Origin of the sequence: Lysinibacillus sp. UBA6686 (assembly GCF_002455205.1) — a bacterium.
In the GTDB taxonomy this organism is placed as follows: Bacteria; Bacillota; Bacilli; order Bacillales_A; family Planococcaceae; genus Lysinibacillus; species Lysinibacillus pakistanensis.
The window spans coordinates 1-24,542 of sequence record NZ_DKJS01000002.1 but is presented as its reverse complement, the minus strand read 5'-3'; the positions used below and the strand labels follow the sequence as shown (position 1 = coordinate 24,542).

The following is a 24,542-nucleotide window of genomic DNA, read 5'->3' as shown; positions in this document are numbered from 1 at the left end:
CTGTTCATAAGAGGTTTTATTATCACTAGGAATTATTATGTAATACTCATTAAGTTACTGATCTTTACCAACAAGACTAGTAAGTGATCAAAAAAGAATCTAAACCTTACAAGGAGCCATGGGAAGTGCCGTATTAAAGGATTAGCTAAAGTATTTATCTCAAGCAATTTAAGGTACGGTTTATTCTATGTATTAAATAGCAATGGGATTATGTTTTTATACAAATAATAGAAAGATATTGTGAAGGTGGTTGTTATAAGTGAATGCTATTAAAAATTACGAATCCTAACCATTTAAGTTATGGGGAAATTGTAGAAGTTGAATGGCTTGATTTAAAAAACAAACGTATTACTTTCAATGGAGTTGCAACAGCATTAGGTTTTGGAATTGTTGAGCAAGCCAATGATGGAGAATTTAAATTACTAAAATACAGTGGACACAACGATTTAGATGATAACGAAATATATGCAGGGCATATTGTCCGTATTTATGATGATGAAGAAAATGATGACGGATGGAACGAAGAAGTTATTTTTCATCAGGGGGTATTTTGTGCAGGGGATGAAAATTTTATTGGTAACGTGCACTTTAGATCACGAATCATAGGTGATGTTTTTAAAGATAAAAAGCTATTATCCAATTGGAAGAAATTATTAAGTAGGATGAAAAATGAAAAAACAAAATTCTATAAATTGAAGGAATCGACTATAAAATTAAAAATTTTAATGAATTATTCTGGTGGATATTTATACGTCTTTAGATGAGTGTGATTTATCAATTTAACCTCAGGTCCAAAAGATATTTCATAAGTCATTTGATCCTTTCCTAATGAAATATTATGACCGCCATCAGTTGGTTCAATTTCAAAAGTAATTTGCAAATCAAAGCCTCGAAAATGATTTCTTTTAGTTTCAATCAATTCAATTTTCCACGGAGTTACATGAGGTGAAACATCCTTAAAAATCTTCGGGTAATAATAGTTAGTCAAATCTTTTTCGATATAAGGGGTAAGCATTAACATTAGCATATCCTGTAATCTAAGTTCGTTAGAATCCTGAGTGGGTCCAAACCCGAATCCTGTCCTTTATAAAATACACCTCTTTTATAATATTTTATAAATTTATTATTATCCATCCATTTAAAAGTATGTAGTTTTAAAAAGAGAAGATGGAAAAATACTCGAAATAATTCAACAGTAGTTTACTGCACAATATGTAAAAATAAACTGTTAAAGGGTCACTTTGGATAGGGTGACCCTTAGTAACTAAATTCGAAGGTTCTTAGTAATTTTGTGGTCTCTCGAAAATTAGTTCATAGTAAGTACCCATCCCAGGTGCAGTAGTAAAGTCAGGAGTTAAGATTTGAATAAATCTCCAACCTTCTTTTGCGTGATTTTTAATTACTGGGTGCAAAGCTTAATATGGGTCATACAAGCGTACAACGAGTGCGTGAACGGGTAATTGATATGATCATGAAGTAAACAAAAATAACCCTGTCCTCAATGTAAGACAGGGTTATTAACAAAATATTTTACACTCTCCGAACAATGGCCAAATAAATAGATGATGATATACTTTGAATGAAAAACACAAGCATTACATAATAAATAAAATATTCTTTATCTATTAATTTAAACATTGCTACTAGTGCTACTCCAATTAATATACCAACAGTTAGAACAGAATAAGAAAATGACTTGATTTTAAAGATGAGCATTTGACCTCTCTCATCTTGCGACTCCATCTTACGTTCAAATGTAGATTTATAAAATTCTGCAATAATTACTAACACTGCTAAAATACAAATACTAATCGTAGCTAGGTTGACCATTATTCATCCTCCACATAATTAAATACATCCGTTATTTCTTTCTCAAATGAATTAGCAATTTTAAAAGCTAGAATCAAAGACGGATTATATTTATTTTTCTCTAAAGCTGCTATAGTTTGTCGACTGACACCAACCACATCAGCTAATTGTTGTTGTGTCCATCCTTTTTCCGCCCTGCAAATTACTAATTTGTTATTTAACAATAGCACCACCTCTTATACCAATTGTAATTTATTTTTTACAAATTGTAAACTATTTCTTACATATAATCTAGTTACATATGTTCCAAATGTTCCAAACGTATCATTTTAATCAATATGCAGTGTAAAATGAAGAGGAGGTTAGACAGGTAAATATTTCTTCCCTTGGTATTTTTCAAAACAATAAATCACCAGGACAGGCAGACCGACGACCGACCAGCGCTGGTAAAACTAACAGCGAAGAAATGACAATGTGGGCGGCCCATAAAGTAGGAGGGGTATTAAAATGGTCAATCAAATCGTTGTAAGAATTGCAGCAGAACGCATCATGACGGGTGGTTTAAATCCAAAGACCGAAAAAACTTATGTCATTGATGACATCACAAATCAGGATTACAGACAAGCCGTAGAGGATTACATTTTAACTGCTATCGAGGGTATTTAATAAAATAGCTGGAATAAATATTGGGATTTAGTCTTTTAAAAAACAAAAACCCCGAATAGGTTTACTTTTTCTAAAATGCTATCTATTCGGGGTTCAGTTTATTTCCCTTTTAACTTTCCATGCTTACTTAGTCTGTGTGTGCTACTGCGCTTATTTCGATTAGTTGCTCTGGGGATGCCAAATAATTCACACCAATGAGGCTACCCGCTGGTCGATGCTGTTCCATGTATTCCTTGAAAAGTCGGATGACTGGCTCGGTGTGTTCTTTTGCATTTGTTAAATAGATTTCCAGATAAGCGAGGTTGGACTTCGTTGCACCAAACCCTTCTAGAACGCTATCTAGATTTTCAAGAGTTTGTCGTGTCTGTGCTTCGATATCACCATCTCCAACGAATGCACCCTCCATATCATGGGAAAATTGCCCCGAAATGTAGATAGTGCCGTTGACACTGTAACCTTGGGAAATACCGTGATCCCAAAGATCATGATTGTAGATTTTAACATTTTTCATTTTTTTCTCTCCTTTACTTCAAAGTAATGTCAGTATAAAATGAACGCAAACAAAAAAATAGTACGCACTTTTTTGAAAGGTACTACCAGAAAGGATAGTGTGAAAATGGGTATGGCTGACTATAAAGAGAAGGAGAATATTCAAGAAACACCTTTTGGATATACATTGTCAGTGATTGGTGGTAAATGGAAAATGCTTATTATTTATATTCTTGCAGAAAACCAAACAGTTCGGTTTAATGATTTAAAAAGAAAAATAGGAGCTATTACCTTTAAAACATTAAGTTCACAACTTAAAGAATTGGAAGCAGATGGAATGATTAATCGGAAAGAGTATCCTCAAATTCCTCCTAAAGTTGAGTACAGTCTCACACATAAAGCAGAATCTCTATTACCTGTTTTGGAACAACTATGTGAGTGGGGAGAAAAAAACTCTAATAATTAAGTACCTTTTGTATAGCTGATTAATAAATAAATGTTCCATATTGTTCAGTAACGTCACTAAAAGAGTGGCGTATTTTTATTAGAAAGAAGGTGGTTGCTTGCTTACTATTACAGACGGATCACAGGTAGAGCCTTTAATAAAAATTGGTACAGACTTTAAAATAGAACAAATAGTAGACGGTACTTTTACAGTATCGTTTTCTTGTTTTCCGAGCGAAAATAATCCTGGTTACGAACTACTAAAGTCTGAATCAATCATCACTGTGGATGGTAACGATTTTCGTGTGAAGGTTTTTGCTGACAATGTTTATAGTAAATCAGTAACGGCATTAAGTATTTTTTATGACCATTTGAAAACGTATAGGCATGGCAAATTTGAGGGTAGTCACACTTTAAATAATCACATTAATTTTGCTTTGCAAGGCACAGGATGGACATTTACAGCAGATGCAAATATCGCAAATGTCACTAATTATATACGATCATTCGGTAATGATAACGTCATTAAATTAGTGCAAAAAATATGCAAGTACCATGAGTGTGAATTTCAAATTTTGCCGAACAAGCAACAATATTTTGCAAAAGAAATTGGTGGCGACAATGACTACCAGTATCGCTATAAACACAATATATCGTCAATTGTGTTACAAGAAGATACGACCAACCTTGCTACTTATATTAAAGGTTTTGGTAAGAATGATTTAACTGTTGAATATACGTCACCTAACATCGATATTTTCGGTCGGAGGGAAGAAGAGCCTGTTAAAGGTGAGCGTTTTACTGATGCTACAGCTTTGCTAAATTACATCAAAAGCAAGCTACAGGATGAGCCACAGCTAGCGATTGAAACAACAATCCCAGAGCTTGTTGCAAGAGAAAACGGTGAACGAGTTTGGCTTATCTATGAGCCGCTAGGTGTTGAAATGTCAACTCGGATATTAAAGCAAACGAAAGTTTTGTATAACGGTAATTTAATAACATCTAGTGTTGTTTTCGGAAATTCACTTCCAAAATCAATAGAAGATACACTTGCTGACCAAGAAGAAAAAATAGGCGACACTAATGAGTATATTGACGATACAAAAGAAGAATTAAAAGAAGAAATCGAAGAAACTAAAGATAAGTTGCAAGGTGAATTTAGAAGTGAAATCAAGAAAACAGATGATCGTATAACGTTAGAGGTAGAACATATCAATATTAATTTTTCTGTAAATAATCGTATCACAAATGAAATGGCGGCTATCAACTTAAAAGCTGATAACATCAATTTAAGCTTCAACAATCGTATTACCAATGAAGTATCTGCAATTGATGTGAGAGCCGGAAGAATTGAAATAGCTGTTTCTAATTTAGATAGAGACACTAAATCTTCTATAAATGTAATGCAAAATAGCATCAACTTAAAAGTAGACAAAGGCGGTTCTATTACTGATATTAATTTGAGCCCAGGTGTTGCGACAATTAAGGCTGATAAGATAAACCTTAATGGTGCTGTGATAGTCAGCGGTGACATAAGCGGAGCTACAAATATTAATGTTAGTAAAAACATAACCGTTGAACAAACGCTCAATATAGGTGAAGTCTGGACAGGTAATTATAATATTAATTTTGGTGGAGAGTACGGGGCAATGCAAATAAAAGCTCAAGGCGATATGATTACCTTATCTGCTATGAGTGGTGTTAAAATCCCACAAGGTCCTCTATGGATAGAAAACAATACTGCTGTCACTTCTTCTGTCCTTGGAATGAATCTGGTGTGGAATGGTTCCCAAGCAGGAGCAGGAGGACGATTGTATGTACGTTCATACAGTGGTGAAATTGGATATTTAGAATTGAAAAAATAAGGAGAATGATAACTATGAATTATCAAGTACAATTAAACAATGGACAGGTGATTAACTTAAAAAATGCGGAGTTTGATGCAGGTGTATTCACGACAACATTAAACGATCAAAAAATCAACTTCGTTAATATTGGCGGGGCGATTATTAATAAACATATCATCATTAGTGTATTACCAGTAGATGACGCAGAAACGCAAGCAGAGGCTTAGTGTTATTTTTTATGTAATTTTTAAAGCTATGAGAGCAATCGAGGTGGGCAACGGTACATGTTACCGAACCTCGATGCTTCTCATGGCTTTTTATTTTCACTAAAAAGGGCAAAGGACGTGGATAAATTGAACAAACATTTAAATATTCAATTAGTGCAGTAGGAGGAGTCGTTTCTTGGCTCGTTGGAGGTTGGAGCTTATTAATGACGGTTCTACTAATTTTAAATGCAACCGACTTCTCAGATATGGCCGCAAACTGGGGAACGATCAACAGTAAATGAGGTTATCAAGGCATCATCAAAAAAGGCATGATGTGGGTTTGGATTGTAGTAGCAAACCTTATTTATTTAGTTTCATTAGACCAAGGATTTTCGATTGGTCAGATTATTCCAGATGCAGTGGTATTGATGTTTATTTTAAATGAACTTGTGAGCTTAGGAGAAAATTCAGCAAAGTTAGGCGTGGACATGCCTGCACCAGTTAAAAAGGCTTTAGAAATCTTTGATACAAAGGAGGAAAAGGCAAAATGAGCTTAAGCGTAACAACAACATGTCGAGATCTTGCTGAGTTATTACCAGCTGCACAAACTGCCTGCCGATTGTTATTTCAGGAGTGTTTTAAAGCTGGAATTAAAAATATCTTCATCACTGAAACGTACCGTAGCCAAGAACGACAAAATTACTTATACGCTCAGGGTCGTACTAGACCTGGGCAAATTGTTACTTGGACATTAGATAGCAATCACAAATCACGCCTAGCTTGGGATATTGCTGTAGGTCCTCCACAGTCTTTATATGATGTAACGACACTTACTCGAGTAGGTGCCATAGCACGTAAGCTTGGCATTACATGGGGTGGCGATTGGGTAGGTAGTATCGATCGGCCGCATTTAGAGGTTAAAGCAAACTGGAAAATGCCTGCAGGTTATAAGCTAGAGGGCAAATTGAACGTGCCTACTAATAGCAAAGGACAAGTACAACTAATCGTAGAGGATAAAAAGGAGGAAATCAAAATGGCTCAAACATGGAACCCTGGTTCACCAGCTATGAAAACTGAAACGGAAAACTTTATTGCACAGGCGGTTAAAGATGGAATTATTCAGGAATCTCATTTGAAGGATTTACAGAATGGTGCAATGACCACTGATCGTTTAATAGGGTTGTACATTACGATACAGCAGCGTAGAAATAAGTAATCTATAATTATTGGAATGCTGAATTAATTTTTTACAAAAATGTTAGCTTTATTTTCAGGACAGTATACACTATAGATATACTGATTTTAAAGGAGAATATGTAGTATGAAAAAGATATTGATGACAGGAATCATTTCATTAGGTGTATTATTTGTAGGAAATAAAGTTGCAGATGCTGAATTAATTGACACAAAGGTTGATACTACTTATAACAAGTACATTGAAGAATATTTAGTCGAAAATTACGAAAAAAATACAATATTTACTAAAATTTATATCAAAAGTAATGATATAGACAAAGTGAATAAAGTAGATGGTAATGTTGATTGTTACGTTTTTATTGATGATACTATAAATCACAATGGAGAAAAAAGAACTAATGAAAGACCTGTTCCAGTAAGTTTATGGGAAAGTAAGTTTACTGGTAAACCTAAAGTCAATACAGAATATATACTTGTAGTGAAAAGAAATTATTTTAGTGGAGGTGGGTATCTTAAATCATTTGAACCTATAGATATTATTGAAATTGAAAAACCTAAGAAAACGTTCAAAATAAAAAAGTAATTAATGGGCTATCTCTTAATTGATGTAGATTCTTTTTTTATAATTAATATGGGATATAGTTTTTAAATTAAATTATTGTAGATAGTATTAATGACCAGGACTCACTTAAAAATGAGTACCTGGTATTTTTTCGTTATAAAGGATTAAATATTTTATATTTCATATATTGATAGCCTTGAGATGTCTCTTAGGTAGGTACGATTGAGTTGCGTTGAGGAGAACTGTTGCTAAATTTTATGGGTATGACCAAGTTGTATGAGTAAAATTCCTAAAAAATTAAGTAATCATCATGTCAAAAATTTTTTCACAATAAACCTGTCGAGCGTACGCAAGAGTTTCTTCTTCAAACAAGGCATCTTCATCCCAACCTTGAAATACACATCTGTTAAGTTTTTTAGCCATTGTAATTAAAACAAATGACTTCAATTTGAGTGTTCCATCTATTCCTGTAAATTTAAATAGATTGACACCTTGCTTTTTAAGACGTTTATATAGATAGGAATCAGAACCAAAAATATCCAAAGAAAGGTTATTCATTTCTTTAAGAATTTCACCTTCAATTGACTTTCTATTTGGAAGATCACTGGCTGTTAATATGGCATTTACATCTAAAATTTCTTTGTCAACTAGTTTCAAAATATCAATATTTGATTCAACTAAATTCTCTAATAACGCAAGAAAAACGGTGGTCGGTGTAAGATTTTTATTACTGTTTAGTAAATCGTTTACAATCCCTTTAAATAAAGTCCCTTTTGTTTTCTTTATTTTTTTGTAATACTTTAATGGTAAATTTAAACTAATACTTGAAATAGCTTTACTTAATTTAAATGCATGGAAAATATCCCCTAGGTTACAAAAAGATGATGTTAAATGAGCAGCTATTGAATAAACGAATAAATCAGGATTATATAAATATGCTTTATAATGGGCATCAATATTAGATATTTCAACAATTCCTTGTTCTTCATCCAATAATCTAACCCTATCATAGTGATATTCTATTTCAGACCACATAGCGCTAGTTTCCCATAAAGACTCAACTGTAAATGGCACTTTAGCAAAGGCAGTTCCGAGATTTTCAAAAGTTACAATTAATATTTTTTCAGTAGCAGAATGATCAAATACCTCTCTTGCATGGACTGTTTCAAATGCGAATTTCCAATCTTGGTAATGTTTGGTATAAGCCTTTGTATTATAAACAGAACTATGTTGTGATTGTTTCCATTTTGCAAATGAAGTTAAAAAATCCATAATATATGGAAAATATTTCCTTTTACATTCGTCATTTTTATTGAAATGTTCATATTCGTTGAGTGCATTAAACACTTTCAAAAGTAGATGTTGTCCAGATAATGTAGCATGATGATCAAAAAAATGAGTTACTTCATGAACAATTAATTTTCCACTATTAATAGTAATATAATCATATGAATGTGAATTAATTTCTTTTAACAGTAAATCTAAGTGTTTTTTAGTTAAATTATTAAAATTCATAGTTTGGCTCATAATATTATATGAAGCAGCTGTAGACACGTTTGCAAATGTAGCTTTAATATAAATTCCCTCTTTTCCTATTTTAATATATATAGTACATTAATATACTTATAATTGTGAATATAGAAAAAATGACCACTCCGTAATGAGTGCTTGATAGATAATATTATAAAAAGTAGTAAAACCCAGGTACTCATTTAATTTTGAGGCTGGTCTTTTTGTGTTTACCAAGAACCGATTGTTTTTCCGAAAATCTTCACATCATCTGTCATAAATTCAATCTCGGATGCCGCAATCACAGCGTCAGACATCGGCTCATTGTCATTTGGCACGAATTTCTCCGTATAAACAGTGAATTGTGCAATTTTATTAGCGCCTTGTTTAACGTTTATTCCGATAGTTTTGGCGCCCTTTACATCGACTTGTTGTACGAAATCATACATTTGGTTCACGACGTGCTGTGTAGCTAAGCCAGGACTAATAGCTTCGCTCATACTGATAATCAGTGTAACATGATTGTTCAAGTCAATGGCATTTGTCACATCAACGGCTTGCGCGTATTCAAAAACAGATGTATCAATTATGTGTTTCGATTTTTCAGCGGTAGTAGGCTCTTCCTTTTCAACTTCTTCCTCTTTCGATTTTTGCTCAGCAAGAGCCTTTTCCTCGGCTTCTTTAGCTTTTCGTTCTTCCTCTTCTTTCGCCTTTAACTCAGCATCTTTTTTAGCTTGTTCAGCCTCTTTTTCTTTAGCTTTATCTAATTCTTCCTGAGCTGCATCTGTTTCTTCCGCTTTTTCCTCACCACAAGCAGCAAGTAGTAATGCTGACATAGCTCCTATGTATAATAAGTTATTCATTAGCTAATTCCTCCCTCTATATTTCCATTTTAGGTAATCAGAATCCAAATGAACATAATAAAAAACAGACAACTTTATTAGTTATCTGTCTCACGATCTGTATTGGGCTGTTTAGCTTGTTCAATTACTACCTCAAAGGCTGCTTTAATTTCCTCGATAGTATAACCAGCTTCCAGTAATTCTTGGGTTGTTTGTTCATTTAATTATCGCCATTTAAATTTTATCTAACTCCGACATTTATAATATTGAAATTTGCTAGAAATATCAAAAAGGCGTATTTGTAGAGGCATAGGTAAGGCTATATAGCGTTTGAGTAGTAAGTCGACTTAATCATCATCAGTGAAGGGTAAAGTTCACAGAGAGTGTCCAGTACCTTTAGCTAATTAGTAATCAAATGATTTAAAATCATCTAAATATTTTCTCCAACCAAAATCAGTAATTTTGAAATCATTATACTTTAATAGAGCATATTCTCGACGATATTTATTTCTTTCTAATTCATTATAAGCAGGATCCATGTTAACTCCAATATTTTTAGCATAATCTTCGGGCTTGTCAAACCAAACGTGTTTAGTACTAATTGGTTCATAATTCGTCCAACTCATTTTTGTTTCTATTCTCAGATCCATTTTTAAATTTGGATAACGATACCAGCTATTATAGTCTTGCCCCAATATCTTTTTATTTGGTAGTTTTCCTATTACATCTTTAGCCATAGTTTCAATATAATCATTAAGTTGCTTTTTAGCTTTAGTAACATCCTCTTTGGCTGTATCTTTATGCTTAATAGAATTTAAATGTTCAGTCATCGCAGCTTCGAAAGACATGTTATAAGGTGTAAGAGACATATTGAAATCAATAAAAAAATCATATGGTCTATTTAAATCATCGTTTTCAGTCACAATATAATTAAAATTTACTTTAACAATGTCAGTTTTTAATTCTGAATAATTTTTTTCTAAATAGTTTTTTAACTGACTAGCTGAACTAATTTCAGTTTTATCTTCTTTAGCTCTGCCATTTGTATGTTGCTTCTTTAAACCAACCATGTATGTGCTCGAATTCACCTTGTTTTCGACTTCTTTAGCGTGTACAGTTTCAGTATGTACAGGTGTTAATAACATTAATAAAAGAATACTACTAGTAACCAATGATAATGATAGTTTTTTCATTAATAATCCTCCTTTTGTTCTAAATTCTACCACTTTATGAATTATATAAAAAGCGGATAATTATTTTCTATTTGACTACTACAGAGAAAAGACATTCCATGATGGGTGGTTAATCTTTTGTATTTTCAAGTTAGTAAATAATAGTAATGGGAACAGGTTAGTGTAATTAAAAATTTTTAATTAATTGGATAATATTAGTTAAAAATGTATATTATCCAATGCTATGTGATTATATTTCTTTTTAAACCATTTGTTGGATATTTACCGAATACTTAAATTGATATAATAATTCAGGTGCAACTTTTCCCTTCTGCACAAAGGGTTAAGATGCACCATTCCTCAACTATACACAAATGCCCAGGCTCTCAATTAATATAGAGACTGGGCTATTTATTTGTTATTGAATAGTTTTTTTAGTGTACTTCTTGAGTTTTCTCCATTATTTTCTCTATAAAAATACCTTTTTTATTTTGAGAAAATTGATACATTTATACCAATTAAATGCTAATTATGTATAATGATTTTGAAGGAGGTACAATATTACTAACATATTTGACCCTTATTCTAGTAATTGCATTTGCTTTAACAAAAAACTAAGGGAAACAATGAGTTACAAATTAAGAGGTGTACCAATGATCCCTAATGACAAGTAAATTGAACGTGACTGGGATGGTTGGTCTTGTGAGAAATAGACACTATTCAAGGAGATTAAGACATGAAATTAAAAACAATCGTAATATTAATGATGACACTGTTATTAGCATTTTCATTCAAATTTGATATAGCTAATGCAAATAGTTTTAAAGAAGTTAAAATCGTCAATTCTTCTTCAACTGTATATGAAAAATCAGATACTAATTCTAAGGTGTTAGGAACTGTAGAAAAAGGAACTTTTGTTACATTAATCAGCAAAGAACAAAATGCCTTTTCACGTATTACTTATCTAAATAGCGAATCGAAAATCATAGATGGGTTTATTTCCGATTCTGTCCTTGAAGATGCAAAGTATACTATTAAAATAGCAAGTTCAAAAAGTGGACTAGTTGTTAAAGAAATGCCTTCATTAAAAGCAAAAACAGTTGCAACATTGCAAAATAAAATGGTTGTAAAAGACTTTGGCTCTGTTGGAGATGGCTGGTCATTTGTACAGTATGGTAATGTAATTGGTTATGCAGCGACTAACTTTATGAGTACTTCAAAGCCAACAACTAAATACGTAGTATCAAACCTTGTTGTGAGAAATATAGCAAGTCCATCAGGAGCTAATGTAGGAGAACTTAGTAAAAATGAAGCAGTATCTGTTCATTCTACAATCGCTGGTTGGTCATATATTTCGACTTTATCTTATGAAGGCTATGTAGTAGATTCTTATTTAAGTACAAAAAATCCGAAAGCAACGACAAATAATAAACCAAGCAGTTCATCAAACTCTAATTCTTCAAGTAGTAGTAACAGTGGTAAATCATATTATAAAAACTGTACAGAATTACGAAAAGATTATCCAAACGGTGTAGGTGTTGGTCATCCAGCTTATGATTCGAAGCATGATCGTGATAAAGATGGATGGGCTTGTGAAAGATAGTTAAATGTTGTTGTATAGTTCGGTACCCCAGAAGTACCCCAAAATGGCATACGTGAATATACAATAATACTAAAATTAGAAATTATGATATAATATGAATGCTTGATATTGTTGTAGTCTACTTATAGGAAAGCAACCATTACGAAGTGGTTTGAACTCAGGGAAAAAAATACTCCTCCAAAATGGTTGTCATAACAATATGAAAAGCCATTCACGCTAGGCCGTGAATGGCTTTTTCTCAGACTATACTGTGTGAATTTTAAAATAATGGTTTTAATATACAAAAATAGTAGGGTAGCTTTACTATTTTTGTTTTACATATATAGTATTAATTAGTTTGATTTTAGGAGGGAATGCATCCTCGGATGTGAAAAGCATGAAACAATTTTTTAGAAAATTAAATAAAATCGATACATTTTCACCGTATTTCTTTTTACCCTTTATTTTAGTACTCTATTTTTTCACAAGTATGTTTGATTGGCATAAGTTTGAACAATTTAATATAACTGTATCGATTTGGCCACCCGTTATTTTAGCGGTGATTTGCTATTACATAGGTGTTTACGTTATTGACAAACTCCAATGGACGATTCCTTCATTTGGTCTGTCATTTTTAAGCAAATATGTGATTCATTTTATTGTGTTTCTTACTATTCTTGGTTTAGGTGCTTATATATTAATGACTTTTGAAGGTGGATTTGGGATTTCAGATGAGTCTAATCGACGGAATTTAAATCCAAAGCTGAACTTCTTTAGTCAGTTACTATGGTTTGGCGTTTTATTGCTATTGTCGTACAAAATGATATTAGAAAAGCATATGAACTGGAAAAAGGCTTGTATATATGGTGCTATTTTTGCGGCTGTTATGTTCTTGTTTTTATTAATGGCTTACCGAACACCATTGATTATTATGTTGTTTACGGGCATTATTATTTTCCACTACGTAGTGAAACGCGTGAAGCTAACATGGTTTTTAACAACGTTGTTCGTTGTTGGTTTTGCATTCTCCATGTTTAGTTTTTTACGGGTAATAATGGAGGACCAATCATTAGCATTCAATAATCGAGATCAGCCAGATATAGCGTTGTTGGAGGAAGAAGCAAGGGAAAAGCTATTAACGGCTGAACAAAAGGTGAACTTAACCCCAAAATGGATACGTGCCATTAATGCAGAAAGTGTAACAAGTCATATTGTGCTAAGTACAATTATTGAATATACACAACAGGAAGGCTATTTACACGGTCAAATCCATAAAGGAATTTTTAGTACAGTATTACCCGGCGAGCAAATTTCACCTCGTATGAAGGTATCAGAGGTTGTCAATTCGATTAGTGTAGAGAAGGGAAAAGTTATCACTCGTGAAAACCGCACGACTACGCCGACCTTTATTGGTCAATTGTTTTTAGATGGTGGTTATTTATTAGTAGCGATTGGTTTCTTCCTTTACGGTGCCTTAATCTCACTTATTTATAATAAGGTAAAGCAAGAGGGGATTCGTAGTTTCCACTCAGTTGCTTATGCGTTTATCATTACGCTCTTCACAGTTTCGATGCATACAGGATTACTTGATTTAATCTTAGTTTTGATGCTAGGCTTTGTTATCATCGCATCGTCCGTTATCAAAATGGATAAACAGACTGTCCGTTATTAAAAGCAAAAAGACTATCCCAACTGGCGATAGTCTTTTTACGTTTCAATATTTATTGAGTAATGCGCTCAAAAAATGCCTGTGTCTTTTCTATATCTGTTACATGCTGATTACAAGCTTGGCTATCTGCGCAAATATAATTACTATGATTGGTAAACGTCCCGACGATATTTCCTTTGACAGTGGTTGTCAATAGCCCTACATCAGAATGCCGATTGCAAAGGGCACAGATACCTCGAATGGTTGTGTTGGAGAATGTGCCTTTGATTGCTTTTAGTTGTCCCCCTTGCTCGATTACGATGTATTTTCGATGTGTACCAGGGTCATCCCAAGCTAAATAACTAATGTGCTGAAAATCCATCTCTTCAAGCTTTGGTAGCTTTAATTTCTTCTCTTTTTTAAATAGGTTTTTCAGTGTGCTTGCTGTAACAGCTTTAAAGGGAATAACATAGGGCATTAATTGTGCTAAAAACTCTTCGCCCTGTGCACGGTCCGTCACAGAAAAGACCTTTTCTATTAGCCGTGTTTGTACCTCAGTTAGCGATAATTTTGTCGTAATTTCGCTATCGACAATGCCACGTACGGCAAGGATAACATTTTTATCTTTTGTTGTAGCTAGTGCTTGCAATAATTTATTCATTTGTTGTTCAAGTAAATGGTAGTTAGCGACCGTTAAAAACGGCTGTAAAGTTTGATTATTCATATGAAATCACTCCTGTGTATTAGGCTTTTGATAAAATGATGGCCTAAAGAGATCATTCAAATCATGTATTTTATTTAGACCTCTTTGACCTGTAATAGGGATGGTCTAGAGCATGCATTACAATAGAATGCTTTCATTTTGATACCTCCTTTAATAGAAACGTTGGTATATATGAGGTTTTGAGGTAGGTTAAATTAAACAAGCGACAAAGGAACGACCAATCTACGTTAATTTGTTAAATATCTTCAAAAATCCTTGGCTTTATCTTCATCAGTTAACTGACCATAGGTACCTATAGATATATTAACATGAGCATGACTTAATTGCTTTTGTATTGTTTTAAAATTTACTCCGTTAACAATTGCATCAGAAGCGAAGGTGTGTCTAAGGTCGTGTAAATTTATATATTTCAACTTATTCAATTTAACAAATTTTGACCTACTTGAGATTATCGAAATTCCAGAAAAATAATTGTTAATGACCAGGCAATCACAATAATTTGTGAGCCTGGTCTTTTTTTATTTCCACAAATCACACTTGATAAAACATGAACGTTTGTTCTAATGTGTATACAAACTTTTACTTCTTGCTCAGTAATCGTGCCCTTTAATGGAATAACTAAACTTCATTTTGTGGCTTTAAAGTGTGTTTCCAAACTTTCATTTGGGAACTTTATTTCGCTTAACGTTGTAAATCCGCATAAATCTGACGGGACCCCGTAAAGAAATAAGTTTCATGCTTATTGGAAATTAACCTTATTGTAGTGGTAGTAGAAATATAAAAAGTCCCCAAACCGTCATTGGTAAATTATTCAATTTTTCAGAGGTAGGGCATGGCTTGATAGTAAGGCGCCGAAACGGTTGTTTCCGGCACCAGGAAAAAATTACGAGATGGCGAGCGTGGGGGAATTTATTTTTTAGGATACATATTGTTCTCTCATTCATTCATATATTTGCATGTGTAACGAATTGTGTGTGCACCTGGTACAGGAAATCCATGCCGCAGTATGCATACCGTAATCTTTAAAAAACGTTTCGACTGGTTTTGAATAGACGCCTGTCGCTTCAAATTCCCATTGACGATAGCCGTCATAAATTGCAATGATACTTTTCCCTTTACTTAAATCTAACGCAATCACATGTTTTATTTTAACCTTCGCCATATTACAGATTATAGAAGCCTTCACAATACCTTATCGATTCCACTTTCTTATACACAATTTCTTTGGCCCCAACTTACTAAACTGATTCATATAAGGGCGTGAAGTTCGCCAGTTTTATATACGGACTCACAAATGGTCCCAGAGGCTGGTCGGCTTTACTTCACTTCTACTATAAAAAAATAGTAGCACAAACCATGCCTTGGTTTGTACTACTAATGTTAGTATGTTTTTTATATACATAAGCTATTGTAATGCTAAACTCGTAGTAAATTCAAAACGATTTTCCTCTTTTAAATGATTAACATAGCCAACAATATAAATATTCGCTATCCTTACTTCGGATTCTGTAAATTTTTTATAGAAAGTAGGTGGAAAGGAGACCGACAGCTCCACACTTTCGCCGGGCTTAATATTTAGTTGATTGCCTGCCGCAAGCACTCTAAACGGATTAGTTGTTTCTCCCTGCTCTTCAGGATCATTGATAAAGCCAAATAACACACTATTTTGGACAATTGTGTAATCACTGTTATTAGTTAGTTTAATTATATATTCTATCCTAGTGGTTGGATTAATGTTTTTTGAAATTAATTCAAATGTAATATCATCCATAATGCCAGATTCAGTCTGATCAAATTTAGGGATGCATCCTGATAATATAAAGCAAAATAGGACTATGATAAATATTTTTTTCATAAATTAGTAAAGCGAATATTCTCGTTGGATCGTCATAGGATCTGAAACATAAGTAATACTAGTACTAGTTGTAACACTTACATTAAAGCCAGGAAGTCCACCACTAATACCAGCTGAGTTGTTATAAACTGTATAAAAATTACCAGTTACTCCAACTGTGGCTTTAGAAACAGGATAAACTGTAGTTTTCCAAGAATTACTTTGTTGCCATGTCGGCGAGTATTCTCCAGCAGCAAGAGAAGAACCACAAGTAGCACTATTAATTTGTCTGAACGAACCACTAGAGAAAATTTCAAAAGATGCCACTAAAGTAGCTTTATAATTAGAGTTTTTAGAATATGCTTGTGTCCATGAAGCTTGTCTCCAACTAATGCCATCGTCTTGTGCCAGAGTACCTCTTTTATTATTTATAGACTGCAATCCTTGAGCAGTCCTTGTCGAAACTAACTGATCTGCCTCATCGTAAGTAATATTTTCATTTTCTGCAACGTTCTTTACATACTCTTCTCTAGTGATATCTTTAATAATAACACCCGGTATAGGATTATCTTCTAGAAGATTAATAGGTGCATTTAATTGATCTTGACTTAGTTCAAACACTTCTTTTGAGTTACTTACTTGAGCAGAGACTGGTGAAAATAATGGAACCGATAACATTGTTGTACATAAAGTGGTTACTGTAATTAAACGTATTTTACTCTTCATTTTTACCACTCCTATATTATATATTTATTTACTACATTTATATATTAACATTAAAAACCATATATTTAAACCACAAATTGTAAAAAAAGGGTTATTAACCATGATTAGGGGTTTATTTCCGATCTACCAGTGTGCTTTGCCGCTGACGCTTCGCTTTCGCGCAGAGCAGAGCTTCCTGGGGACGTCAACTTCAGTTACCTCATCATTCGACTCCTTAATAATATCCTTCAATATAAATTGCCTAGCCTTTACCGAGATTGTGTTAACCACATCTCAGCTAAGAACGTGTCGCACCAACAATATGGCCCGATTGTTGAAGAAGGAAAACAACGTTCTTGTATTGATTATAACTTTTTGTAAACATTAGCTTAAGCTACTTTCAGTTGTTCTCTTAATTGCTTGATTTCATTTTCCAATTTCTTGTTTTTCCTTTTAAGTGATGAAATAAGGGCATCTTTCTCCTTTCATTCATTTCACGCTTTACTTGTTTGGATGTAGGTACTTTAATATCTAGAAAAAACTAATTCCAGAAGGTTACGAATTGTATCGTTTAAAGAGTTTAGTTTTTGATAAAGACCATTCAAATAATTGACCAGGACTCATTTTAAATTAGTACCTGGTCTTTTTGTGTTAACATCCAATTGCTAAAGATACATACTATAGTTTAAATTATTGCTTTTAAATTAAAGAAAGAGGGGCTGTTCAATAAGTCAACAACTTATCGGACAGTCCCACTTTTAGGAATGTTATTTTATTTATTCTTTCTGAATTAAGTCTATAGTGAATCATCACTTAAATAATATAAAAAACACATCTCAAATTATGTTTAAGACAATTGCTAAATAAAGTGGTCTTAAAAAATAAGCGACCAACTTAATAATTTTAAACAGAATTAAACAACCTTTAATAAGTAAAAAACTAAATAAAATGTCTTGCCGCAAGGAATAATTAACCTAGAAAAATTTCGAAAAACCTCAAACAACTACTAATGAGCATTACAATAGAATGCTTTCATTTTGATACCTTTAATAGAAACGTTAGTATATATGAGGTTTTTGAGGTAGGTTAAATTAAACGAGCGACAAAGAAGCAACCAAGCTACATTAATTTATTAAATATCTTCAAAAATCCTTGGCTTTATCTTTATCAGTTAAGTGACCATAAGTACCTATAGATATTTTAACATGAGCATGACCTAATTGCTTTTGTATTGTTTTAAAATTTACTCCATTAATAATGCATCAGAAGCGAAGGTATGTCTAAGGCTGTGTAAATTTATATATTTCAATTTCTTTTACAGGAAGGAGTCAATGAACGGAATTCCTAATACTGCTTACATGAAAGTGAAAAACGGAAGAGTCTATTTTGTGGATGATTACACATAAGCCAATATATGCGTATCCAAGTTACTCAAATCAAAATGGCCGATTTCACATGAATGTTCATTAGGGGCATTCGTTTGTGAATATGCTTATTTTATTCGTACGGGTATCCCTTGCAATGGCAAATATGGCTATGGAGGCTTAAACAGCGGAGGTAGGGGACTGTAATAAAATCCAGCAAGAAATTCATAGCTATGCAAAAGAAATAAGTTATCTGAAGCGCTATTTAATTGAAAGATATTGTACAGGAAGGGAATTGTTAAAATACGAAAAGCCTTATAACTGAGTATAAGGCTTCTGCGATTTGAAAATCTGTATATAAAATTAAAGAATCGGAGTTAATTCTGAGTTCACAAATCGTTGGGCATTGATGATTACACCTGAAGCTGTTCGACCGTAAACGCTGTATAATCCGCCTGTTTGATTAGGAACAATTTCAACTTCATACTGAGCTGCACTTACACTTGGAGTTACAAAAGTAGAAGCATTAGCATTAGCAGCAAAAGGAGTTGTTGATAATAATTGTCTTGAGCCGTTGAGTCTGAAAACCCTTACTACTCCTGTTAGTAAACCTCCAGTGAGATTGAGAACTTTGATACGAACGCTAGTGGCATTAGCTGGTAGATTTCCTGTATTTTCAATTGGACCAGTAGTTAATGGCATGTAATTTTCACCTCCTCAAAAATAAAGATTAATAATCTGCAGATTACATTCTCATAATATGCATTACTCTTTTACTTTCACTAGTCTTATTAATCAAGTATCTTTGAACATTACTGTAAATATGATGATAATAATTTTACTGAAGGTTGGATTTTTTATTAATTAATGAAATCTTGAGGAACACATTCGCGAACACCAGAATTTCTTAATGAGTTAAATAAAGCTGCACTGATTCTTAATAAAACATTGTTATCAGTGCCATTTTCTAAATCATAGATGACAAAGTATGAATTATCGACTGTGAAAATACATTTTCGTTCTAATTTAAATCCAGGTGGTACAGGAGGAAGGTTAAAACGTGGTACAACTATAGGCGTATCTCCTTCATCTCTGATAAAATTGAAAGTTTGTTGGTCAATCTCATAGATATTCACTGGATCAATCTCCACACCTTTATCTGGAATTGTAATTTCATCTTCAACTAATAGGAAAAAGCGTTCGTTTCGAAAGTTGAAAAGACTTCTCGCTCCAATTTCAAATGATGCCATTTTATATTCACCTCCTATTCTATTTAATATTTTATTCATATCGAATACAGATGTTTGGACAATTAGGAAGGTAGAGTGAAGATATATAAATATTATTTTTTCAATACTTATAATTAGCCATTGTGTTTCTAGACCAAAGTCAATCCTATAGGGTACTTTTGAGTAAAGAAACTATAAAAGGGTCACTTGGGATAGAAGTGACCCTCAGTAACAAGATTCGGAGGTGTAAGGCTAAATTAGCTTTACATTACTATTAATATGTCATGATAGCTATATATGTATAGTGAATTGCCTGTGAAATAAATTAATAAAAAAGCCGTAGCATCGTAGCACGCTACAGAAAACTAATGAACAATATAAGGGGAATATTTGAAACTAAAAGAATTAAGGGGATGGTGTAGTGAGCAAAATAGATAAACGAAACAGATTAAGCAAAGAACCGTTTGATTATGAAATAACGAAAAAAGGAACTGTTGTTATACATTACAAAGGGAAACAAATTAAAATTGTAAAGGATAGGGAAGCCGAGCGTCTTATCACAAGGATCAAAGAAGTTGAAGATAATATAACAGCAATACAGTTAGTATTAGCTAAAATTACGGGTAATTTTAAACGTGGTAACGAAAAATTTAGAAAAAATAAAAGAAAGTAAAACAAAGGCTTTTACTCCCAAAATTTCTGAGGGCGATAAGCGAATATTTGAAAGACATTGTGCCGTAAAAAAGCCGGTTTATTTGGCTAGAACAGAAGGTAAGTATTACTTTGTAGATCAAAATCAACTTTGTAAAAAAGAACAAATTTGGTTTGAAACCACATGATGATAAAAAAGCGTGGAGGCTATGAGGATTAGTCGAAAGAAATTTGAAACGAAGGAGGGAAAAAACGAACACCGTGAGATATTCGTTTAAGCGTTATTATTTTTCAGTTACTGTATTCCCCATTGCAATAGAAATTCTATTCCAATTGTTGATCTGATTAATGATTAGAACAAGGTCAATATACTGTTTCTCGTCATAGTATTCACATACACGCTTATATAGTTCATCTGGAACTCTTTTAGTAGGAATTAAAGTTATATGCTCAGATAATTCTAGAGCAACTTTCTCTTCAGGTGTATAAAAAGTACATTCATTCCAAGCAGTTAAACAATAAATACGCTGTTCTGTTTCACCCATCTTACGAGCATCGGATGTATGCAAGTCTAAGCAGAACGCGCATCCATTGATTTGGGAGACCCTTATTTTGATAAGTTCCCTAGTTACTCGATTAATTGTAGACTTCTTTGTGTATTTTTCCATATCCATCATAATTTTCATACCATCAGGTGCAACATCATAGTAAGCAACTCTTTGGCTCATACGGCAAGACTCCTTTTGTATATAAGATAAGTTTATTATAACACTATTACGAACGTTTGTACTGATTTTTAGCTTTGTGAAATTCGATTTAAATGGAATTTAAGAAAGAACAGATGAGTTTATTTGGAAAAGGTCAAACGGTCTATTTTATAGAGTGTATTTTTTACATATTTATCTACATTCAGCAAATGTATTTTGTATCGAAAGCATTGCGGCAGATACAGAAGACTCCCACCTCTACAGATGGTGGGATGAATGCGGTTTTGGTTTCTTTTCAGTGGGTGTCCAAACTGAATGAAGATAAAGCCTCCAGTCGCAATTACGCCAAGACGAAATTAATTCTATCTAGTTAATATTAAAGCGTCATTAATGATATTTAGACCATGTGTAATTATTTCTTATATGTTAGGTAAGGTGTTACGAATATTAGAGATATTTAGTTGATAATTTTTTTTACTTGTTTTAATTCGTAAATAAGATAATTGATTTGTTTTTGCATATTATCTTTCTTCATGGATTGTTCCATATCATTTTGAGAATTTGAGGTATTGGATTTTCTTAACGCTTCTAACGCTAGACCAGCAGCTATTGTTTGAATTCCATTTCCTAGTGTAGTAATAACTAAGCCGACATAGGCCAACTTGGCAGCATAAATCTCAAGAGAATCATTTGATTGACTTGAATTACTTTTACTGTTATTTATTTTCCATCCCTCCTTTTGTATAAGTCCATTATTGTATCATATGTTTCACTTTAAAAAATGAAATGAAAAAACTTATTAAAGCGAGGCAAGAAGTGATTAATTCTATTGCAATTAAACGGAGATAGCACAGCATATACGCTATGAATAATTATAACCATGTACTTCATAATTCTTGGGAAGATGCGTTGACTTTTTATACAGAGCTTGTAGGATAAGACACTTTCGTTGAGCAAAGAGATGAATCTACTACTGATGAAATTGAGCCATCAGATTACACAGCAGTACTTTAGAGTGAAGAAGGTGAAATCTAAAGGTACAGTTAAAGAAGTAATTGAAAAAGGGTTTTTCACGGGAGAAGACTATTTTGCAATCCATACTGAACATTTTGAAGAACAGGTAATCGAAAACTTTGTTGGATTCATACATTGTTCGGAAATGAAAGAAAATGTGCAGCTTAAAATGCAAAAACAACCGTCATTTTTTACGGTTGTTAAGAGTTACTATTTACTTACTTTAGCAATAGTACCTTGATTGATTTTTAATAAATCCTGAACATTAATTTTAACTAATGAGTTTTCGGAACCACCACCAGTATATATGTAATCCATATTTGTCACTTTTGGATCAACTAAAAAATTGGCTTGAAAACCAAAAGAAGGAACTCCACCTGGTGGGAAACCTGTGCGTTCAATAATTTCATTTCCATTAGCAAGTCTAGGCTTTTCTATATTTAATGATTTTGCAACACGGGTTGTACTAGCTCTATTGTTTCCTTTTACAATGGCCACTATTAAATCATTATTTGAGTCAATCATGCAAATGTTTTTTACAAAATCGTCTTCCGAGCCATTAACTGCTTCAGCGGCTTCTTTTACGGAGTGGCAAGATTGATTAAATACGAAGTGTTCGGCTTTTACATTATTGGTGCTTAAAAATTCCTTTACTTTGTTTTCATGCGAATTCATAAAGGGTCGCCTCCTAATACTTTTATTTATGTAAATATTAGCACAATAAAGTAAATCTTAAAAACATTATAGAACAATATGAGGAGCATGTTAGAAAGAAAATGTTCAGCAAGCAAATCGTTTATTAGCAATAAAGGTAAATTTATATTTTCAGTCAAATCACTAGTGCTATGTCTATTTCATTATTTCTAATAACAATATTATAAAAAAAGGGGAGGTGATCTAATGAGATTTAGTTTTCAAAGAGGGTTAAACGGAGAAACAGGTGTAACTGGGGAGATAGACTATCAAGGAATAACAGGAGTAACTGGTTCGACAGATCTCCAAGAGCTAGTAGAAAAGATAGTTTCACCTGGCTTACAAATAATAGAGGGTAAAATTGGAGCAACAGGTCCAACAGGTCCAACAGGTCTGCAAGGAATAGCAGGAGCAACAGGAGCAACAGGTCTCCAAGGAATAACGGGAGCAACAGGGGCAACAGGGGCAACAGGTCTGCAAGGAATAGCAGGAGTAACCGGCTCCACTGGTCCAGGACAAATGGAAGTTTTCCTAAGCACAGATCAATCAGTTGCAAACAATGATTTTCTTGGAATCGGGAGTTCCTCAGCTTCTTTCATCAAAAATACATTTGTAGTCCCTCAAAATGCAGTTATAACAAGTTTAACTCTTAATATTAGAGATCATAATTTAACTGTTGGAGATATCGCCTCTGCACAAATATATTTAAGTACCAATTGTGGTTTTACTGCTCCAATAGCTACGGGTATTCTTGTAACTATTACTGGACCAAGTACATCTACTTCACCAAATTGTTGTGCAACTACAACGTCAAATTTCTCAGTAAATAGTTGTACTCTTCTGTCGGTAGAAATAAAAACATCTGGTGGTTCTTTTGCAAACGGTGTATCAGCTACTATTCGATATAATTTACCTTAAAATGTTTTTACTAACTGAAACTTTTGAGGAAAGAACAAATAAACAAAGAAGGTGGGTACTGTAAAATATGAAGATACTGTGCAGTAAAACAGCCGATTAGCATATTCCAATCAGCTTCTGTTTTTTAGTTTTTTTCCGTTTCAATACCTACACTGAAAACAGCAAATATCATACCAAAGAAAAATATGATTTGAACGAATCTGTCTGCTGTCCAATACCCTAAAAAATTCATGAAAACAAAGACGATAGCTAAAATTGTTGAAACAATTTGCGTATAGAAACGTAAATTACTAAGCATTTTATACCTCCTATTACTCAATATTTTGTTATTTCTTTTCATATTTTTTGCTATCCAATACCCAATCTAAGAAAGCAAAAATAATGACAGCCCATAAAGAAAAGAAGAAGTTACTAAGCAAATCCCAATTACCATATTTGATAATCCCGAATCAAAAAAATAAAAAACAGAGATAAAAACTGGAAAATATAAATATATTTCCTGACAAATTCTATTATTTCACCTCATTAGGTATTTTTAACATATAAATATTATTTGGATTCCTCTTCGCAGTGTCATAAGGAATGGTGACTCAAATGCCATCATTGATCCTATAGGTCTTAAATTACCGTGACTATTATTACCACCAACTTGTCCGGTTATAAAAGAATCCTTACCACAATTTTTTTATTTTCCATTATTTACACTACTTGAATCAATTTCATAAATCAT

General features: G+C 33.0%; 31 protein-coding genes and 2 pseudogenes. 13 read left to right on the top strand and 20 right to left on the bottom strand.

The genetic code is table 11. The features are described from left to right. Window positions 1–263 precede the first annotated feature (263 nt). Window positions 264–764: a hypothetical protein gene (locus tag B2R82_RS00605; protein ID WP_286923022.1), complete on the top strand. Its 501-nt coding sequence runs from the start codon at window positions 264–266 to the stop codon at window positions 762–764. Here B2R82_RS00605 and B2R82_RS00600 read toward each other — a convergent pair. The 4 genes and pseudogenes from B2R82_RS00600 to B2R82_RS00585 all read right to left on the bottom strand — a co-directional run. Then, window positions 731–1,063 (bottom strand): annotated as a pseudogene (locus B2R82_RS00600) (DUF3888 domain-containing protein); the annotation flags it as partial. The gene B2R82_RS00605 and the pseudogene B2R82_RS00600 sit on opposite strands and share 34 nt — an antisense overlap. A 217-nt stretch (window positions 1,064–1,280) precedes the next feature. Then, complete coding sequence (locus B2R82_RS00595) at window positions 1,281–1,412, bottom strand: DUF4177 domain-containing protein (protein ID WP_286923020.1); 132 nt, start codon at window positions 1,410–1,412, stop codon at window positions 1,281–1,283. Between the two features lie 118 nt (window positions 1,413–1,530). After that, window positions 1,531–1,830 (bottom strand): hypothetical protein, encoded by a 300-nt coding sequence (locus B2R82_RS00590; RefSeq protein ID WP_286923019.1) that lies wholly within the window; start codon window positions 1,828–1,830, stop codon window positions 1,531–1,533. Further along, window positions 1,830–2,033, bottom strand: coding sequence for a helix-turn-helix transcriptional regulator (locus B2R82_RS00585; RefSeq protein WP_054550329.1), 204 nt, complete (start codon window positions 2,031–2,033; stop codon window positions 1,830–1,832). Before B2R82_RS00585 ends, B2R82_RS00590 begins: the two co-directional genes overlap by 1 nt. A gap of 283 nt (window positions 2,034–2,316) precedes the next feature. Here B2R82_RS00585 and B2R82_RS00580 point away from each other — a divergent pair, with 283 nt between their 5' ends. Next, window positions 2,317–2,475, top strand: coding sequence for a hypothetical protein (locus B2R82_RS00580; RefSeq protein ID WP_286923018.1), 159 nt, complete (start codon window positions 2,317–2,319; stop codon window positions 2,473–2,475). A 127-nt stretch (window positions 2,476–2,602) separates the two neighbouring features. Here the strand turns inward: B2R82_RS00580 and B2R82_RS00575 are convergent, their stop codons facing one another. Continuing rightward, window positions 2,603–2,986, bottom strand: a complete 384-nt coding sequence (locus B2R82_RS00575) for a RidA family protein (RefSeq protein ID WP_286923017.1) — start codon at window positions 2,984–2,986, stop codon at window positions 2,603–2,605. Between the two features lie 105 nt (window positions 2,987–3,091). Between B2R82_RS00575 and B2R82_RS00570 the strand changes: the two genes are divergently transcribed. The 6 genes from B2R82_RS00570 (at window position 3,092) to B2R82_RS00545 (ending at window position 7,241) form a co-directional block, all read left to right on the top strand. Further along, window positions 3,092–3,430: a winged helix-turn-helix transcriptional regulator gene (locus tag B2R82_RS00570; protein ID WP_286923016.1), complete on the top strand. Its 339-nt coding sequence runs from the start codon at window positions 3,092–3,094 to the stop codon at window positions 3,428–3,430. Window positions 3,431–3,527: 97 nt separating this feature from the next. Beyond that, the gene (locus tag B2R82_RS00565; RefSeq protein WP_286923015.1) at window positions 3,528–5,273 is read left to right on the top strand and encodes a phage tail protein; all 1,746 of its coding nucleotides are present in this window, start codon (window positions 3,528–3,530) and stop codon (window positions 5,271–5,273) included. A 14-nt stretch (window positions 5,274–5,287) separates the two neighbouring features. Continuing rightward, complete coding sequence (locus B2R82_RS00560) at window positions 5,288–5,482, top strand: hypothetical protein (protein WP_286923014.1); 195 nt, start codon at window positions 5,288–5,290, stop codon at window positions 5,480–5,482. A 293-nt stretch (window positions 5,483–5,775) separates the two neighbouring features. Further along, entirely contained in the window at window positions 5,776–6,012 is a 237-nt protein-coding gene (locus B2R82_RS00555; RefSeq protein ID WP_286923052.1) for a phage holin family protein, read from the top strand. Next, the gene (locus B2R82_RS00550) at window positions 6,009–6,677 is read left to right on the top strand and encodes a M15 family metallopeptidase (RefSeq protein ID WP_286923013.1); all 669 of its coding nucleotides are present in this window, start codon (window positions 6,009–6,011) and stop codon (window positions 6,675–6,677) included. Before B2R82_RS00555 ends, B2R82_RS00550 begins: the two co-directional genes overlap by 4 nt. Window positions 6,678–6,782: 105 nt before the next feature. Continuing rightward, a complete protein-coding gene (locus B2R82_RS00545; protein ID WP_286923012.1) occupies window positions 6,783–7,241 on the top strand; it encodes a hypothetical protein in 459 nt (152 codons plus the stop codon). 276 nt (window positions 7,242–7,517) lie between these two features. Here the strand turns inward: B2R82_RS00545 and B2R82_RS00540 are convergent, their stop codons facing one another. The 3 genes from B2R82_RS00540 to B2R82_RS00530 all read right to left on the bottom strand — a co-directional run bounded on the left by B2R82_RS00540 (window position 7,518) and on the right by B2R82_RS00530 (window position 10,764). Continuing rightward, entirely contained in the window at window positions 7,518–8,774 is a 1,257-nt protein-coding gene (locus tag B2R82_RS00540; protein ID WP_286923011.1) for a hypothetical protein, read from the bottom strand. Window positions 8,775–8,959: 185 nt separating this feature from the next. Further along, window positions 8,960–9,592, bottom strand: a complete 633-nt coding sequence (locus B2R82_RS00535) for a hypothetical protein (RefSeq protein ID WP_286923010.1) — start codon at window positions 9,590–9,592, stop codon at window positions 8,960–8,962. A 383-nt stretch (window positions 9,593–9,975) separates the two neighbouring features. Then, window positions 9,976–10,764 carry a hypothetical protein gene (locus B2R82_RS00530; RefSeq protein ID WP_286923009.1) on the bottom strand — a complete coding sequence of 263 codons (789 nt, stop codon included), beginning with the start codon at window positions 10,762–10,764 and terminating at the stop codon, window positions 9,976–9,978. Between the two features lie 715 nt (window positions 10,765–11,479). Here B2R82_RS00530 and B2R82_RS00525 point away from each other — a divergent pair. After that, window positions 11,480–12,346 carry an excalibur calcium-binding domain-containing protein gene (locus B2R82_RS00525; protein WP_286923008.1) on the top strand — a complete coding sequence of 289 codons (867 nt, stop codon included), beginning with the start codon at window positions 11,480–11,482 and terminating at the stop codon, window positions 12,344–12,346. Between the two features lie 376 nt (window positions 12,347–12,722). Beyond that, a complete protein-coding gene (locus tag B2R82_RS00520) occupies window positions 12,723–13,997 on the top strand; it encodes an oligosaccharide repeat unit polymerase (RefSeq protein ID WP_286923007.1) in 1,275 nt (424 codons plus the stop codon). Between the two features lie 49 nt (window positions 13,998–14,046). Here the strand turns inward: B2R82_RS00520 and B2R82_RS00515 are convergent, their stop codons facing one another. The 8 genes and pseudogenes from B2R82_RS00515 to B2R82_RS00485 all read right to left on the bottom strand — a co-directional run bounded on the left by B2R82_RS00515 (window position 14,047) and on the right by B2R82_RS00485 (window position 19,850). Continuing rightward, the gene (locus tag B2R82_RS00515; RefSeq protein WP_286923006.1) at window positions 14,047–14,697 is read right to left on the bottom strand and encodes a FusB/FusC family EF-G-binding protein; all 651 of its coding nucleotides are present in this window, start codon (window positions 14,695–14,697) and stop codon (window positions 14,047–14,049) included. A gap of 245 nt (window positions 14,698–14,942) precedes the next feature. Beyond that, complete coding sequence (locus B2R82_RS24075) at window positions 14,943–15,119, bottom strand: tyrosine-type recombinase/integrase (protein ID WP_376781240.1); 177 nt, start codon at window positions 15,117–15,119, stop codon at window positions 14,943–14,945. Window positions 15,120–15,637: 518 nt separating this feature from the next. Beyond that, window positions 15,638–15,859 (bottom strand): hypothetical protein, encoded by a 222-nt coding sequence (locus tag B2R82_RS00510; protein ID WP_286923005.1) that lies wholly within the window; start codon window positions 15,857–15,859, stop codon window positions 15,638–15,640. A 243-nt stretch (window positions 15,860–16,102) separates the two neighbouring features. Continuing rightward, window positions 16,103–16,552 carry a hypothetical protein gene (locus B2R82_RS00505; RefSeq protein WP_286923004.1) on the bottom strand — a complete coding sequence of 150 codons (450 nt, stop codon included), beginning with the start codon at window positions 16,550–16,552 and terminating at the stop codon, window positions 16,103–16,105. 3 nt (window positions 16,553–16,555) lie between these two features. After that, window positions 16,556–17,257, bottom strand: coding sequence for a hypothetical protein (locus B2R82_RS00500; RefSeq protein WP_286923003.1), 702 nt, complete (start codon window positions 17,255–17,257; stop codon window positions 16,556–16,558). A 368-nt stretch (window positions 17,258–17,625) separates the two neighbouring features. Then, a pseudogene (locus tag B2R82_RS00495) lies at window positions 17,626–17,762 on the bottom strand (DUF6262 family protein); the annotation flags it as partial. A 1,201-nt stretch (window positions 17,763–18,963) separates the two neighbouring features. Continuing rightward, complete coding sequence (locus B2R82_RS00490; protein WP_286923002.1) at window positions 18,964–19,302, bottom strand: ATPase; 339 nt, start codon at window positions 19,300–19,302, stop codon at window positions 18,964–18,966. Between the two features lie 158 nt (window positions 19,303–19,460). Beyond that, entirely contained in the window at window positions 19,461–19,850 is a 390-nt protein-coding gene (locus tag B2R82_RS00485; protein WP_286923001.1) for a spore coat protein, read from the bottom strand. Between the two features lie 400 nt (window positions 19,851–20,250). On the opposite strand from B2R82_RS00485, the gene B2R82_RS00480 reads away from it, so the two are divergent. Next, the gene (locus tag B2R82_RS00480; protein WP_286923000.1) at window positions 20,251–20,502 is read left to right on the top strand and encodes a hypothetical protein; all 252 of its coding nucleotides are present in this window, start codon (window positions 20,251–20,253) and stop codon (window positions 20,500–20,502) included. Window positions 20,503–20,764: 262 nt separating this feature from the next. Here B2R82_RS00480 and B2R82_RS00475 read toward each other — a convergent pair whose 3' ends face one another. Next, the gene (locus B2R82_RS00475; protein ID WP_286922999.1) at window positions 20,765–21,208 is read right to left on the bottom strand and encodes a carboxymuconolactone decarboxylase family protein; all 444 of its coding nucleotides are present in this window, start codon (window positions 21,206–21,208) and stop codon (window positions 20,765–20,767) included. A gap of 436 nt (window positions 21,209–21,644) precedes the next feature. Then, entirely contained in the window at window positions 21,645–21,848 is a 204-nt protein-coding gene (locus B2R82_RS00470) for a translation initiation factor 2 (protein WP_286922998.1), read from the bottom strand. 288 nt (window positions 21,849–22,136) lie between these two features. Here B2R82_RS00470 and B2R82_RS00465 point away from each other — a divergent pair, with 288 nt between their 5' ends. Next, entirely contained in the window at window positions 22,137–22,442 is a 306-nt protein-coding gene (locus tag B2R82_RS00465) for a hypothetical protein (protein WP_286922997.1), read from the top strand. Here the strand turns inward: B2R82_RS00465 and B2R82_RS00460 are convergent. Beyond that, entirely contained in the window at window positions 22,412–22,876 is a 465-nt protein-coding gene (locus B2R82_RS00460) for an aminoacyl-tRNA deacylase (RefSeq protein ID WP_286922996.1), read from the bottom strand. The two genes, B2R82_RS00465 and B2R82_RS00460, sit on opposite strands and share 31 nt — an antisense overlap. A gap of 225 nt (window positions 22,877–23,101) precedes the next feature. Between B2R82_RS00460 and B2R82_RS00455 the strand changes: the two genes are divergently transcribed. Further along, window positions 23,102–23,812, top strand: a complete 711-nt coding sequence (locus tag B2R82_RS00455; RefSeq protein WP_286922995.1) for a hypothetical protein — start codon at window positions 23,102–23,104, stop codon at window positions 23,810–23,812. 124 nt (window positions 23,813–23,936) lie between these two features. On the opposite strand, the gene B2R82_RS00450 is transcribed toward B2R82_RS00455, so the two are convergent. Continuing rightward, window positions 23,937–24,110 carry a hypothetical protein gene (locus B2R82_RS00450; protein ID WP_286922994.1) on the bottom strand — a complete coding sequence of 58 codons (174 nt, stop codon included), beginning with the start codon at window positions 24,108–24,110 and terminating at the stop codon, window positions 23,937–23,939. Window positions 24,111–24,542 lie beyond the last annotated feature (432 nt).

Coding starts and splice junctions, on each gene's coding strand:
- B2R82_RS00590 (WP_286923019.1), bottom strand. CDS start 1,830: ATGGTCAACCTAGCTACGATTAGTATTTGTATTTTAGCAGTGTTAGTA.
- B2R82_RS00475 (WP_286922999.1), bottom strand. CDS start 21,208: ATGAGCCAAAGAGTTGCTTACTATGATGTTGCACCTGATGGTATGAAA.
- B2R82_RS00575 (WP_286923017.1), bottom strand. CDS start 2,986: ATGAAAAATGTTAAAATCTACAATCATGATCTTTGGGATCACGGTATT.
- B2R82_RS00510 (WP_286923005.1), bottom strand. CDS start 15,859: ATGGCGAAGGTTAAAATAAAACATGTGATTGCGTTAGATTTAAGTAAA.
- B2R82_RS00535 (WP_286923010.1), bottom strand. CDS start 9,592: ATGAATAACTTATTATACATAGGAGCTATGTCAGCATTACTACTTGCT.
- B2R82_RS00580 (WP_286923018.1), top strand. CDS start 2,317: ATGGTCAATCAAATCGTTGTAAGAATTGCAGCAGAACGCATCATGACG.
- B2R82_RS00530 (WP_286923009.1), bottom strand. CDS start 10,764: ATGAAAAAACTATCATTATCATTGGTTACTAGTAGTATTCTTTTATTA.
- B2R82_RS00460 (WP_286922996.1), bottom strand. CDS start 22,876: ATGAATTCGCATGAAAACAAAGTAAAGGAATTTTTAAGCACCAATAAT.
- B2R82_RS00570 (WP_286923016.1), top strand. CDS start 3,092: ATGGGTATGGCTGACTATAAAGAGAAGGAGAATATTCAAGAAACACCT.
- B2R82_RS00525 (WP_286923008.1), top strand. CDS start 11,480: ATGAAATTAAAAACAATCGTAATATTAATGATGACACTGTTATTAGCA.
- B2R82_RS00545 (WP_286923012.1), top strand. CDS start 6,783: ATGAAAAAGATATTGATGACAGGAATCATTTCATTAGGTGTATTATTT.
- B2R82_RS00550 (WP_286923013.1), top strand. CDS start 6,009: ATGAGCTTAAGCGTAACAACAACATGTCGAGATCTTGCTGAGTTATTA.
- B2R82_RS00450 (WP_286922994.1), bottom strand. CDS start 24,110: ATGCTTAGTAATTTACGTTTCTATACGCAAATTGTTTCAACAATTTTA.
- B2R82_RS00500 (WP_286923003.1), bottom strand. CDS start 17,257: ATGAAGAGTAAAATACGTTTAATTACAGTAACCACTTTATGTACAACA.
- B2R82_RS00455 (WP_286922995.1), top strand. CDS start 23,102: ATGAGATTTAGTTTTCAAAGAGGGTTAAACGGAGAAACAGGTGTAACT.
- B2R82_RS00515 (WP_286923006.1), bottom strand. CDS start 14,697: ATGAATAATCAAACTTTACAGCCGTTTTTAACGGTCGCTAACTACCAT.
- B2R82_RS00485 (WP_286923001.1), bottom strand. CDS start 19,850: ATGGCATCATTTGAAATTGGAGCGAGAAGTCTTTTCAACTTTCGAAAC.
- B2R82_RS00560 (WP_286923014.1), top strand. CDS start 5,288: ATGAATTATCAAGTACAATTAAACAATGGACAGGTGATTAACTTAAAA.
- B2R82_RS00505 (WP_286923004.1), bottom strand. CDS start 16,552: ATGAAAAAAATATTTATCATAGTCCTATTTTGCTTTATATTATCAGGA.
- B2R82_RS00605 (WP_286923022.1), top strand. CDS start 264: ATGCTATTAAAAATTACGAATCCTAACCATTTAAGTTATGGGGAAATT.
- B2R82_RS00490 (WP_286923002.1), bottom strand. CDS start 19,302: ATGCCATTAACTACTGGTCCAATTGAAAATACAGGAAATCTACCAGCT.
- B2R82_RS00520 (WP_286923007.1), top strand. CDS start 12,723: ATGAAACAATTTTTTAGAAAATTAAATAAAATCGATACATTTTCACCG.